The 11952-nt window shown below is 61.7% G+C and carries 12 protein-coding genes; 4 read left to right on the forward strand and 8 right to left on the reverse strand.

The features are described from left to right. Positions 1 to 9: 9 nt before the first annotated feature. The 5 genes from PSH69_RS03130 to cpaB form a co-directional block, all read right to left on the reverse strand. On the reverse strand, positions 10 to 900 hold the full coding sequence (locus tag PSH69_RS03130; RefSeq protein ID WP_305411010.1) for a type II secretion system F family protein: 891 nt from the start codon (positions 898 to 900) through the stop codon (positions 10 to 12). Next, entirely contained in the window at positions 897 to 1781 is an 885-nt protein-coding gene (locus PSH69_RS03135) for a type II secretion system F family protein (RefSeq protein ID WP_019582288.1), read from the reverse strand. The genes PSH69_RS03130 and PSH69_RS03135 overlap by 4 nt, the downstream gene beginning before the upstream one ends. Before the next feature lie 10 nt (positions 1782 to 1791). Next, positions 1792 to 3072, reverse strand: a complete 1281-nt coding sequence (locus PSH69_RS03140) for a CpaF family protein (protein ID WP_305411011.1) — start codon at positions 3070 to 3072, stop codon at positions 1792 to 1794. After that, entirely contained in the window at positions 3069 to 4274 is a 1206-nt protein-coding gene (locus PSH69_RS03145; RefSeq protein WP_305411012.1) for a pilus assembly protein, read from the reverse strand. The genes PSH69_RS03140 and PSH69_RS03145 overlap by 4 nt, the downstream gene beginning before the upstream one ends. Before the next feature lie 86 nt (positions 4275 to 4360). Further along, the gene (gene cpaB, locus PSH69_RS03150; RefSeq protein WP_305411013.1) at positions 4361 to 5293 is read right to left on the reverse strand and encodes a Flp pilus assembly protein CpaB; all 933 of its coding nucleotides are present in this window, start codon (positions 5291 to 5293) and stop codon (positions 4361 to 4363) included. A gap of 326 nt (positions 5294 to 5619) precedes the next feature. Here cpaB and PSH69_RS03155 point away from each other — a divergent pair, with 326 nt between their 5' ends. Together PSH69_RS03155 and PSH69_RS03160 are read left to right on the forward strand one after the other, a co-directional pair. After that, entirely contained in the window at positions 5620 to 5817 is a 198-nt protein-coding gene (locus PSH69_RS03155) for a Flp family type IVb pilin (RefSeq protein ID WP_111455399.1), read from the forward strand. A gap of 85 nt (positions 5818 to 5902) precedes the next feature. Continuing rightward, on the forward strand, positions 5903 to 6313 hold the full coding sequence (locus PSH69_RS03160; RefSeq protein WP_111455400.1) for a response regulator: 411 nt from the start codon (positions 5903 to 5905) through the stop codon (positions 6311 to 6313). 41 nt (positions 6314 to 6354) lie between these two features. On the opposite strand, the gene PSH69_RS03165 is transcribed toward PSH69_RS03160, so the two are convergent. Both PSH69_RS03165 and PSH69_RS03170 read right to left on the reverse strand, forming a co-directional pair. Next, positions 6355 to 7209 (reverse strand): MaoC/PaaZ C-terminal domain-containing protein, encoded by an 855-nt coding sequence (locus PSH69_RS03165; protein ID WP_305411014.1) that lies wholly within the window; start codon positions 7207 to 7209, stop codon positions 6355 to 6357. 2 nt (positions 7210 to 7211) lie between these two features. After that, a complete protein-coding gene (locus tag PSH69_RS03170; RefSeq protein WP_305411015.1) occupies positions 7212 to 8564 on the reverse strand; it encodes a 3-oxoacyl-ACP reductase in 1353 nt (450 codons plus the stop codon). Between the two features lie 192 nt (positions 8565 to 8756). On the opposite strand from PSH69_RS03170, the gene PSH69_RS03175 reads away from it, so the two are divergent. Then, positions 8757 to 10034, forward strand: coding sequence for an acetyl-CoA C-acetyltransferase (locus tag PSH69_RS03175; protein WP_305411016.1), 1278 nt, complete (start codon positions 8757 to 8759; stop codon positions 10032 to 10034). Here PSH69_RS03175 and PSH69_RS03180 read toward each other — a convergent pair whose 3' ends face one another. Beyond that, on the reverse strand, positions 10035 to 11063 hold the full coding sequence (locus PSH69_RS03180) for a bile acid:sodium symporter family protein (protein ID WP_305411017.1): 1029 nt from the start codon (positions 11061 to 11063) through the stop codon (positions 10035 to 10037). 84 nt (positions 11064 to 11147) lie between these two features. On the opposite strand from PSH69_RS03180, the gene PSH69_RS03185 reads away from it, so the two are divergent. Continuing rightward, the gene (locus PSH69_RS03185; protein ID WP_018928390.1) at positions 11148 to 11939 is read left to right on the forward strand and encodes a helix-turn-helix transcriptional regulator; all 792 of its coding nucleotides are present in this window, start codon (positions 11148 to 11150) and stop codon (positions 11937 to 11939) included. The last annotated feature ends 13 nt before the right edge of the window (positions 11940 to 11952 follow it).

An 11952-nucleotide genomic window follows, 5' to 3' on the forward strand; every position in this document is an offset into this window, starting at 1 on the left:
ACCGGTCTTTCAAGAACCAAAGGCCCGCGCCAGCGCGGTGAAGCTCGGTCCGGCCAGCACGATCAGCAATGCCGGGAAGAGAAACAACATCATCACCACGGACATTTTCGCGGACATTTTGGAGATGTATTCCTGCAAGCGTGTCAGGCGTCGGTCATCGAGCAGCAGCTTGAGCGCCAGCAGTGATTTCATCGCGCCGCCGCCTTGGTGAATCAGTTGTTGAAGGATCACGCAGGTGTCGGTGAATTCGTCCACCGCGAGCAATTGGGTGGCCTTGTTCAGTTCTTCGCCCAGTTCCAGACCGGAATCGACCCGCGCCAGTATCAGGCGCAATTCGTGGGTCAGGGTCGGTAGCAGTTGTTTGCCTTCAACGCTCAACACTCGCAGTGACTGTTCCACCGCCATGCCGGATTCGAACAGGATGCGCAGCAGTGGAATGAAGGTTGATACCTCGATCGCCAGTTGTTTTTGCCGCTGCTGCGCGGCGGCGGCCAGTAAGCGTTTGGGCAGCAGGTAGCCGAGGGCGGTGGCGAGGGTTGGAGTGATCCAGTGGTTGTTCACCTGCGGGAAGAACAGGCCCTGAATCAACAGGCACAGGGCCAACGCCAGCACCGGTGTGCCGATCTGGCAGGCGGCGAACAGCGAGCGTTGTCGGGCGCTGCGCCAGCCGAGGCGGTTGAGCAGGGTTTGGGTTTCGTTGTCCAGTTGGATCGAACGCTGACCGATGCGGCTGTCGCCCAGCAGTTGTAGCCAGTGACTGACGCGATGGTCGCTCAGCGGTTTGCCGTCCAATCGTTGGGCTACCTGGCGCGCACGCCGGTGCTGGTCCAGCAGGCCACTGAGCAGCAACAGCGTGGCCGCCAGAAACAACAGTGCGCTCATCAGCAGGGCGATTTTCATACGCTTCGCAACATGCGCCACAGCGCCAGGCAGCCCACGACCTGCAAGCCGAACGCGGTCGCCAGCATCATTTGTCCCGAGCCGCTGTTCCACATGGCCAACAGGTATTTCGGATTGGACACCAAAAAGTAACCGGCAAGCCCCACTGGCATCAGCCCCAGCACCACGGCCGTGACGCGGGTTTCGCCGGTCATGGCGCGCAGTTGGCGCGCCGCCTGGTCTCGTTCGCGGATCATTTTGATCAGGTTTTCAAACAGCTCGCTGGCATTGCCGCCGTAGCGGTGATTGACCTTCAGGCCCAGGGCGAACAGGCGAAACTCGTCTTTCTCATACAGCTCGGCGAGGTCTGAAACGGCGTCTGGCAGGCTGACGCCCAAGTGCACGTTGCGTTGAACCCGACCCATGGCGTCTTTCAGTGGCGCTTCGGCGGCGTTGATGGCGCCCAGCACAGCATCGGCCAGGGTGCGTCCGGACTTCAGGCTGCGCACGGTGTGGTCGAGCAGCGTCGGCAGTTGTTCGATCATGCGCTTGAGTCGCCGCTGATATCGCCAGCTGATGTACAGCCGCAGAGCCAGGGGCGGCACCAGTAGCAACATCAACAAACCGATCCAGCCCGCGAGGGCAAACCCCAGCAGGGCGCCCAAGGCCCAGAGCAGCAGCCACGACCCGATGCGCTCGGTGGGGCGCCCGAGGCCGGCGCGTAGAAAGGTCCGTTCCAGGCCAGACCAGGATGATTTCGCCACGGTCAGTTGCGGTTGCCCTTGGGTCAGGCGGCCGAGGGTTCGGTCGATGCCGGCCTGGCGCAGACTGTTGTAGAACAAACGGATCGACACCCCCAACAGCGTCAGGCAAAGCAGGATGAGCAGCGCCGGTTTGAGCATGCCGTGACCCTCAATACGCCAAGGGTGAGAGCGCCGACTCGCGACGCAGTTTGTCGCCGGCGGGGTTGGCCGCCTCGCGCAGAAAACCGCGGCCGGTGTGTCGGTCGAAGCGGAACAGGGTGTTGGTCACGTAGACGTCGTCACGAATACCGACGACCTCCACCACTTCGCTGACGCAGCGGCGGCCATCGGGCAGGCGCGTGAGTTGGATCACTACGTCCAGCGCCGCACAGATCATTTGCCGCAGGGTGCGTTCGGCGATGAGCCGCCCGGTCAGGCCCACCAGCGTCTCCAGGCGCAACAGCGCATCCTGGGCGTTGTTGGCGTGCACGGTGCTCATGGAGCCGTCGTGCCCGGTGTTCATGGCGGTGAGCACGTCGACCACTTCGACGCCGCGAATCTCGCCGAGGATGATCCGGTCCGGGCGCATCCGCAGCGCGTTGCGAATCAGGTCGCTGGCCTTCACTTCGCCGTGGCCTTCGGCATTCGGCGGTCGGGTTTCCAGGCGTACCACGTGAGGATGGCCGAGTTGCAGTTCGGCGACGTCTTCGATGGTGACCAGCCGTTCGTGAGGGGCGATCAATTGGCTGAGAATGTTCAGCAGTGTGGTCTTGCCGGTGCCGGTACCGCCGCTGACCAGGATGTTGCAACGCTTGCCCACGGCCTCCTGAATGAACTCGAAGATCGCCTGGTCAATGGTTTGCATCGCCATCAGGTCGGAGCTTTTGAGCATGTCCTTGCGAAATTTTCGAATCGACAGGCACGGGCCGTCGAGGGCAATCGGCGGGATGATCGCGTTGACCCGGCTGCCATCGGGCAAGCGCGCATCGACCATCGGCGAAGACTCATCGAGCCGTCGGCCCAGGGGCGCGAGAATCCGTTGCATGACCCGTTCGACGTGGTGGTCGTCGATGAACCGCAGGTCACTGAGGTGCAACACTCCCTCACGTTCGACGAACACCCGGTGCGGGCCGTTGACCAATATCTCGGTCACCGCCGAGTCGCGCAGCAGCACTTCCAGCGGACCGAAACCGGTGAGTTCGTCGACGATTTCTTCCGCCAGCCGTTCCATCTCGTAGCGGGAAATCGCCAGGTGCAGACGGGCGATGTATTCGGCGACTTTGTCGGTGACGAACTGCGACAGCATGGGCCGCGACCCTTCCAGCAGGTTTTTCCCGGACTCTTCGATGGCGTCGATGATGTAGCGGTGCAGCACCAGCTTCAGGCCTTCGTGGTCGGTATTGCCGGTCGGCCCGTGCGAGGGCGCGCCGAAGAGTTTTTCCCCGCTCATTGCACGCCCCTCAACCGGTTGAACCAGCCGGCCTTGGGTTTATCCAGGCTTTCGGAGCGTTTGGCCAGCCATTCGCCGAGGGCACGCAGGCTTTGCGTCAGGCCCTCGCGCGGGGCCAGCTCGAACAGGCTCAGCCCCTGATTCTTGGCGTTGAGCCGCACTTCCGGGCTGTAGGCAAACACCGCGATCACCTCCATGCCGAAGGTTTTGCCCAAGGTGTCGGAGTCCGGCGCGACGCTGCGCAGGTAGCGGTCCACCAGTAATCTGGCGTGGTCGAGCTTCAGGCCTTTTTCGCGCCAGCGGCTGAGCACCTCAAGGTTGCGTCGGCAGTCGAGCACGTTTTGATCGGTGTACCACAGCAACTTGTCGCAATGGCTGACGAAGGTGCGCAATGCTTCGCTGTCCGACTGGCCGGTGAGGTTCACCACGATGTGCTGGAAATGTTGGCGCAAGGCACTGAGCAGCATGTACAGCTCGGCGGCGCTGGTCTGTTCGAGCGGTTCATCGTTGCTGGCGTAGGCGAGGATCCGCAGCCCGGCGTCGCAGGTGGTGAAGGCGCTGTCGATCAGCGTTGCATCGAGGCGCCTGAGGTGACGCAAGGCATCGCCGAAATGAAACGAACTCTCCAGCCCCAGCAGCGCCAGGCTGTCGCCGCGGGGCAGTCCCAGATCCAGCAGCAGCGTTTGCTGGCCGCTCTTTTGCACCACGTGCGCCAGGTGGTTGGCGAGCAACGCGCCGTCGGCATTGTTCTGTGCGCCGTAAAGTACGGTCAGGCTACCTTGTTGAGCCTGTTGTGGGTTCGGCGCCACGGTCGGCAGGCGTTTACTCAGGCGTCGCACCAGGCCGGCGACTTCGCTGGACCGCGAGCCGTAAGAAACAAAATCCCGCGCTCCGGCGCGCATGGCATTGAGCACCAGTTGGTTGTCCATGCCATCGCCCAGGGCCACGATCGCCAGCATCGGTTTGGCTTCCAGGGCACCTTCGATCAACGCGCTCTGGGCCACCACATGCTCATGGTCCAGGCCCACGAACACCAGGCTGGCGAAGGTCACGTCCACCAGCGTCAGGAGCTCGTCGAGGTTGCCGCCACCGGCGCTGATCACTCGGCCCAAAGGGGCGAGCGCCCCTTGCAGCCACTCCAAGTCGGTGTTGTTGCGTGTGATCGCGAGGAAGGTCTGGCTCAGGTTCTGGCTTTGGCTCATTGCGATAATCCGCCGTGTTTATCGACGTGGCCGTTTTCGAGGAAGTGCGGCGTGAAACATCTGCGCATGGAGAGTCCTCGCTCGATTCAGGGAGTTTGTTGGGTGACGGCATTGCCGCGAATGACTTCCACGCTCGGCTTGCGCGGTGCTGCGGCTCTGGGGGCGGGGGATTGTGGAGTGCCGGCCAGGGCCAGTTGACTGAACTGCACCAGCTCGCGGTTGGCGTTGGCCAGGCTCGCCGATGAGTCACCACGGCCGGCCCAGTATTGGCTCAGGCGTTGTTCCTCGGCGCTGCGCACAGCCAGACGCAAAACCCCGACCTGTGCCGCGAGCATCAGGCGGCTCAAGAGGGATTCAGGGACGGCGAGCAATACGGTGCGGGCGCTGGAGCGCAGTTGTTCCTGCTTGAGTTTCTCTTCATGGCTGAGTGCCGGGTTGGCAGGCTTGCCATCGTTCATCAGCCCCAACTGCTCGCCGACCCCGAGTACGCGCAACGCCGGGACCACGACCTGGGCCGACTGCTGGAGGTTGTTGGTGTCCATGCGCAGAAACAGCAGCACATCGACATAGTCGCCGGGGCTCAGTTGGCCGCCGACATTGATCACATCATCCGCCGCCACGGCGAGGGCGCGTTCATCGGCGCGGATCATCCGCGCCAGCGTACCGCCGGCTTCGAAACTCTGATCATTGAGCCAACTGCCGGCGGTGAGCGCGCGCCAGGGTGTACGGCCAATGGCTTGTTCGAGACGGGTCAGGCTGCCGACGGGGGCAGTACGCAGTTTTTCCAGGGTCACGTCGGCGGCGGTGATCTGCTCGAACGGTGCGATATCACGCAGCAGCACCACCACCGGTTGGCGGGTCGGGTCATCCACCGAGGCCAGTATCGAGGGCGTTGATGTGCCGATTTGCGCGACAGGCTCGGGGGCCGGTTGGCGACTCAGCGCCAGCCCCCAGTAACCGGCAATGATGGCGCCTGCCAGGAACAGCCCGGCCAGGCCCAGGGTGACGCGGCTGTTCATGAAGGCTTTCCCCCTTTCCTGCGCGTAACGCCCCCAAGAGCTCTAACGAGATGACTTCGCAATCAGGCAGTTATGAGCGTGGGACTATTTCGCTATTTGACGGTAGCGCAGGTAAAGCAAAATGCCATTACGGGGCTGGAAATATCTGACAAAAAATAACGGCCAATGCTCAAGATGATGTTTTGTGACGTCGATGCACTGGTTACTGCTTAAGTATTAATGCGTTCTTACAGTTGTTGGTCATGGGTTTGCCGACAATGCTGATGCTGGCATATGGGAATCATGTTGCGGTCGTGCAACATCCGCTGTCATTCAGGAGACGCGTCATGTCCTTCTCTAAAACGGTTCAGAAGATCAAATCCCAAATCGCTTTTTACAAAGACCTTGCCAAAGACACCGAAGGCGCTTCGGGCATCGAGTACGCAATCATTGCAGGCATGGTGGCCGTGGTGCTGGCAACGTTTGTGGCACCCATCTCCACGGCGGTCACCGCAATGTTCAACACGATTTCAGCCGCGCTTTGATTTGAAGACTGGCAATGGGCAGTCATTTGCCAATCCTGCAAAGGGCTTCTAACGTCAAGGCTTAGTCCATTGCAGGTGTTGCCCCATGAACGCTCCAGCCCTCCCTCGGCAACAGCTTCTTCTGGTCGATGATGAGGAGGATGCGTTACTGGAACTGGCGGAGTTGCTGGAGGGCGAGGGTTTTACTTGTTTTACGGCAACGTCGGTCAAGCTCGCCCTGCATCATTTGACTCGTCATCCTGATATTGCGCTGGTGATTACTGATTTGCGGATGCCGGAGGAAAGCGGCATATCGTTGATCAAGCGTCTGCGTGAGCACACGGCTCGTCAGCATTTGCCGGTGATTGTGACGTCGGGGCATGCGGATATGGAGGATGTGAGTGACATGTTGCGCTTGCAGGTGCTGGATCTGTTTCGCAAGCCGATCTATCACGTGCGTTTGTTGGATACGTTGAATAATTTGTTTCCGCAGCCTCGGGGTTTGGTGAGTTCCTGAGCGTACTGTGGCGAGGGGGAAAGCCCCCTCACCACAATCCATCAGGCAACCGGCCGCCACTGCCCCACCATATGCTCGATCTCCCCGGCCCCCATCAACTGGAAATCCCCACTGGACCCCGCCGCGCTGGACATCAGCGTCACCTCGCTGGGCAAACGCACCGGTTTTCTGAACTGCACCGCAATTTCGACGTTGGCCGTCGGCAAATGATCGCTCAGGGCTGCCAGGGTGCGCGCCTTGTTCCACAGGCCATGGGCGATGGCGCTGGGAAAGCCGAAGAGTCGGGCGCTGATCGCGCTCAGGTGAATCGGGTTGTAGTCTCCAGACACTTTGGCGTACCGGCGACCAATGTCCGCCGGTGCTTTCCAGTGGGCCACTTCGGTCAGCGCCAACGTCGATGCAAACGCTTGCTCGACAGGCTCGCCTGCCAGTTTGACCCCGCGACAGAGCATCTGGCTTTCGGCTTCCCACAGCAGCCCCAATTGGTCGTCGAGCGTCGTCACTAACTCGAAGGTCGCGCCCTTGGCATGGGGTTGCAGGTTCTGCACCTTCACGCTGACCCGCACGCGGCTCACGCCACCCATGGGGCGCATGACTCGGATGCGATTGCTCAAGTGAATCAGCCCCAGCAGCGGGAAGGGAAACGCCTTGGCGGTGAGCAGCTGCATCTGCAAGGCAAACGCCAGGATGTGTGGATACGTCGGTGGCAGCAGCCCGTTGTCGGCAAAACCACACACCTTGCGATAAGCCGCCAGGCGGTTCGGATCGACGTTGACCCAGCAGTGATAACCCAGCTCAGGCAGTGTGGTGCCGGTGATTTTGCGTCGCGTCGCCGCTCTCAAATACAGCGTCTGCAGGCCCGGTTCGCTATTGAGTGTGTGCCAGTCGGTGGTCATGGTCAGGCTCCCAACACGCTTTGCCCGCACACGCGCAGTGCTTGCCCGGTAAACGCTCCGGTGCCCGGTTGTGCCATCCAGGCCACGGCTTCGGCGACGTCTTGCGGCAGGCCGCCCTGGCCCAACGAACTCAAGCGCCGCCCGGCTTCACGCACGCCGAAGGGCAGGTGCGCGGTCATCTGGGTTTCGATGAATCCTGGCGCCACCGCGTTGATGCTGATGCCGCGCTCAGCCAGCAGCGGTGCCCAGGCCTGGGCCAGGCCAATCAGCCCGGCCTTGCTCGCGGCGTAATTGGTTTGCCCGCGATTGCCGGCGATGCCGCTAATGGACGCCAGCAGGATCACTCGACCGTGGTCGCGCAAGGTGCCGCTGTCGAGCAGCGCCTTGGTCAGCACTTGCGGCGCGTTGAGGTTGACCGCCAGCACCGCGTCCCAGAACTCCGGCGTCATGTTGGCCAGGGTTTTGTCGCGGGTGATGCCCGCGTTGTGCACCACGATGTCGACGCCGTCGGGCAAGTGTTCGATCAGTTGCGTGGCGGCGTCTTCGGCACAGATGTCCAGGGTGATGCTGCGCCCGCCGAGGCGCGCGGCCAGGGCGTCGAGATCGGTTTTGGCCGGAGCCACGTCGAGCAGGATTACCTCGGCGCCGTCCCGGGCCAGGGTTTCGGCGATCGAGGCACCAATGCCCCGGGCTGCCCCGGTTACCAGTGCCTTGCGCCCCGACAAGGGGCGCGTCCAGTCCATCACCTGTGTCTCGCACGCCTTCAAGCGTATGACTTGTCCGGAAATGAACGCGCTTTTGGGCGAAAGGAAAAAGCGCAATGGGCCTTCCAGTTGATCTTCGGCCCCTTCGCCGACATAGATCAGCTGCAAGGTGCCGCCGCTGCGCAGTTCCTTGGCCAGCGAACGGCTGAAGCCTTCCAGGGCGCGCTGGGTGCTGGCGGCGAACGGGTCGCGCAAGGTCTCCGGTGCCCGGCCAAGAATCACCAGATGCGCATGGTGATCGAGGTTTTTCATCAGTGGCTGGAAGAATTCGCGCAGCTGTTTCAGCTGATCGACCTGCACCAGGTCACTGGCGTCGAACACCACGGCTTTGAGTTTCTGGCCGTGGCCGGGAATCCACGCGGTGGCCAGGGTCGGGTCGGTGCCGTAGCTGTAAATCGTGTCGGTCAAGCGGTTGGCGAGGGTGCTGACTTTTTCCGTCAGCGGGCCACCGCCAATCAACAGCGCCCCCTCGACAGGCCGCAATCGGCCTGCTTGCCAGCGTTCCAGCCGTACCGGCGACGGCAGACCCAGGGCACCGACCACACGATGGCCGATGGACGAATTGGCGAAGTCGATATAGCGGTCAGACATGAATCACGCTCCAGAAGCCGGGGTTAAAAGTGTGGACCAGGAATGGTAATTAGTCGTTCGATCCACGAGATAAGGCCTACGCTTGAACATTGCAGGTTGGTTTGAGCTTGGGTTTAGCAGGTCTTTCAGGAATTGCAGCCCGCTCCCACAGGGATGTGTGTTCACCATTGACTATCAGAAGGAGCTTTTTTCATGACTCAGCTGCGTCGCGTCGCGATTATCGGTGGTAACCGTATTCCTTTTGCCCGGTCCAACGGGCCGTACGCCACTGCCAGTAACCAGGCGATGTTCACCGCAGCGCTGGAAGGCCTGATCGAGCGCTATAACCTGCACGGTGTGCGCATGGGCGAAGTGGCCGCCGGGGCCTTGCTCAAGTATTTGCGCGACTACGGCCTGACCCGCGAATGTGTATTGGGCTCGCGTTTGTCGCCGACGACGCCGGCCTACGACATCCAGCAGGCCTGCGGTACGGGGCTGGAGGCAACATTGCTGGTGGCGAACAAAATCGCCCTGGGGCAAATCGAGTGCGGCATTGCCGGCGGCGTCGACACGGCCTCGGACGTGCCGATCGGCGTCAACGAAGACTTGCGCAAGATTCTCTTGCAAGCCAACCGTGCCAAAAGTACCGCTGACAAACTGAAAACCTTCCTGCAATTGCGTCCCCGACACCTGATCCCGGACTTTCCAAGTATCGGCGAGCCGCGCACCGGCCGGTCGATGGGCGAACACTGTGAATTGATGGCCCAGACCTGGGGCATCCCGCGTGACGAGCAGGATCGGCTGACCCTCGAAAGCCATCAGAAACTGGCGGCGTCCTACGCCGAAGGCTGGCACAACGATCTGATGACGCCGTTCCTCGGCCTGACCCGGGACAACAACCTGCGCCCGGAGCTGACCCTGGAAAAACTCGCCTCACTGAAACCGGCCTTCGAGAAAAGTGCCAAGGGCACCCTGACCGCGGGCAACTCCACGCCACTCACCGATGGTGCGTCGGTGGTGCTGTTGGGCAGTGAGGAATGGGCGAAGGAGCGTGGCTTGCCGGTGCTTGCCTATTGGCGCGATGGCGAGGCGGCGGCGGTGGATTTCGTCAAAGGGGCCGAAGGTTTGCTGATGGCGCCGGTGTATGCGGTGCCGCGTTTACTGGCGCGCAACGGTCTGACCTTGCAGGACTTCGATTACTACGAAATCCACGAAGCGTTTGCCGCGCAGGTGCTGTGCACATTGAAGGCCTGGGAAGATCCGGAGTATTGCAAAACCCGCCTGGGCCTCGACGCGCCGCTGGGTTCCATCGACCGCAGCCGCCTCAACGTCAAGGGCAGCTCGCTGGCCGTCGGGCATCCGTTTGCCGCCACCGGTGCACGCATTGTCGCCAACCTGGCGAAGCTGCTGGACGCGGCGGGCAAGGGCCGCGGGTTGATCTCGATCTGCGCCGCCGGCGGTCAGGGCGTGACGGCGATTATCGAGCGCTGATTATTGAGGGCTAAGCACTGCGGCGTTTTGCTGCGCGGCCAGTTCCCGGTTGCGGTTGGCGTAACCCTCGGCCATCACCGAGCACACGATCAGCTGCAACGGGTGGTAGATCATGATCGGCAACAGGATCAACCCAAGGCCAGGGTTGGCGCCGAAGATCAACGCCGCCATCGGCGCCCCGGCCGCCAGGGATTTCTTGCTGGCACAGAACACTGCGGCGATCTCATCGGCGGGGCTGAACTTCAGCGTGCGAGCGGTGCGGGTGGTCATCCACAGGATGATCGCCAGCAGAATCGCACTGCCGATCAGCGCCGTGAGAATCACGCTGTTGCCCTGTTGCTGCCACATCCCCGAGACCATTGAGTTGCAGAACGCCGAGTACACCAGCAGCAGGATCACCAGTTTGTCGGCGATGTTGGTGTAGCGCTTGTGCCGAGTGAAAAACTTGCCCAGCCACGGCCGCAGCAATTGCCCAAGCACCAGCGGCAACAACAGCATGGCGCACAGGTCGAGCAGGGTTGAGCCCAGGTCGATACCGCCGGCGCCGCTGCCGACCACGAAACTCACCAGCAACGGTGTCAGGAAAATCCCCAACACACTGGACAGGCTCGCATTGAGAATCGCCGCCGGTACGTTGCCGCCCGCGCTGCCGGTCAGGGCCACGGACGAAGAGATGGTCGAGGGCAGGGCGCAGAGGTAGAGGAAACCGAGCATCAGCAACGATGGAATGTGTGAGCCCAGCAGTGTGTCGCTCAGCAGCCAGATCAACGGAAACACCGCAAAGGTGAAGACTTGAACCATCACGTGCAGCTTCCAGTTTTTCAGCCCGTGGCGGATCTGCTCGCTGGAGAGGTTGACCCCGTGCAGGAAGAACACCAGGAACACGCCGATGTTGATTACATACTCAGCGTGCATCCCGCCGCCGGTAGCGCCGAAGGTCGGGAAGAAATACGCCAGCAGCGTGGCGATCAGCATGCCGCACAAGAACCAGTCGGTGACCACGCGTTTAAGGTGTTTGAAGGCATGCATAACCGGCACCGAATCCATTTGTAAGAATTGATGACTTAGCCTAACGTCGGCCCTGTCAGCCGTCTTGCGACATAAGGCCAATCAATGCCGACTAATGGACAACTTACCCTCGAGCGGACCATCCCGGCGCTGACGGTGTTGCCGCGTCCGTTGTATGCGCGGGCGGAAAGCCTGAACGCCGGTTCGTGGACGCCGCCTCATCGTCATGATTGGGTGCAGTTTTCCTACGCCATCAGCGGCGTTCTCGGCGTGCACACCGCCGAGGGCAGTTTCTTTGCGCCGCCGCAGTGGGGCATCTGGATTCCGGCGGATCTCGAACATCAGGTCGTGACCTCGATGCGTGCCGAAATGCGCAGCCTGTATGTGCGCCGCGAGGACTGCCAATGGGCGGACGGGCGTTGCCGGGTACTGGAAGTCACGCCCTTGGCCCGGGAGCTGATCAAGCGCTTTTGCCAGTTGCCGGTGGAGTATCCACAGGGCGACAGTCAGGAGGCGCGATTGGTGGGCGTGCTGCTGGATCAGTTGGCGAGTCTGCCGGAGGTTGGGTTTTCCTTGCCGTTGCCCCGGCATGAGCGACTGCTGGGTTTGTGCAACGAACTGATCGAAAGTCCCGAGTGCACGGTGACCTTGCAGGAATGGGCCGAGCGTTTGGGCATGTCGGAGAAAACCCTGATGCGGCTGTTTCAGCGCGAGACCGGGTTGAGCTTCCGCAGTTGGCGGCAGCGCATGCGGCTGCTGTCGTCGTTGAGTTTGCTGGAGGAGGGGGACAGCGTGACCAATGCCGCGCTGTCTTGCGGGTATGACTCGACGTCGGCGTTTATTGCGGCGTTCAAGGGGTTGTTCGGGTTTACCCCCGGGGAGTTGTTCAAGCAGTAGTTGAATGATCGTT

Source organism: Pseudomonas sp. FP1740, from assembly GCF_030687165.1.
Taxonomy (GTDB): domain Bacteria; phylum Pseudomonadota; class Gammaproteobacteria; order Pseudomonadales; family Pseudomonadaceae; genus Aquipseudomonas.

What these genes read in the sequence shown, in the direction of transcription:
- PSH69_RS03130 (WP_305411010.1), bottom strand. Translation starts at nt 900, where the DNA reads ATGAAAATCGCCCTGCTGATGAGCGCACTGTTGTTTCTGGCGGCCACG.
- PSH69_RS03145 (WP_305411012.1), bottom strand. Translation starts at nt 4,274, where the DNA reads ATGAGCCAAAGCCAGAACCTGAGCCAGACCTTCCTCGCGATCACACGC.
- PSH69_RS03175 (WP_305411016.1), top strand. Translation starts at nt 8,757, where the DNA reads ATGACTCAGCTGCGTCGCGTCGCGATTATCGGTGGTAACCGTATTCCT.
- PSH69_RS03180 (WP_305411017.1), bottom strand. Translation starts at nt 11,063, where the DNA reads ATGCATGCCTTCAAACACCTTAAACGCGTGGTCACCGACTGGTTCTTG.
- PSH69_RS03160 (WP_111455400.1), top strand. Translation starts at nt 5,903, where the DNA reads ATGAACGCTCCAGCCCTCCCTCGGCAACAGCTTCTTCTGGTCGATGAT.
- PSH69_RS03135 (WP_019582288.1), bottom strand. Translation starts at nt 1,781, where the DNA reads ATGCTCAAACCGGCGCTGCTCATCCTGCTTTGCCTGACGCTGTTGGGG.
- cpaB (WP_305411013.1), bottom strand. Translation starts at nt 5,293, where the DNA reads ATGAACAGCCGCGTCACCCTGGGCCTGGCCGGGCTGTTCCTGGCAGGC.
- PSH69_RS03185 (WP_018928390.1), top strand. Translation starts at nt 11,148, where the DNA reads ATGCCGACTAATGGACAACTTACCCTCGAGCGGACCATCCCGGCGCTG.
- PSH69_RS03170 (WP_305411015.1), bottom strand. Translation starts at nt 8,564, where the DNA reads ATGTCTGACCGCTATATCGACTTCGCCAATTCGTCCATCGGCCATCGT.
- PSH69_RS03140 (WP_305411011.1), bottom strand. Translation starts at nt 3,072, where the DNA reads ATGAGCGGGGAAAAACTCTTCGGCGCGCCCTCGCACGGGCCGACCGGC.
- PSH69_RS03165 (WP_305411014.1), bottom strand. Translation starts at nt 7,209, where the DNA reads ATGACCACCGACTGGCACACACTCAATAGCGAACCGGGCCTGCAGACG.
- PSH69_RS03155 (WP_111455399.1), top strand. Translation starts at nt 5,620, where the DNA reads ATGTCCTTCTCTAAAACGGTTCAGAAGATCAAATCCCAAATCGCTTTT.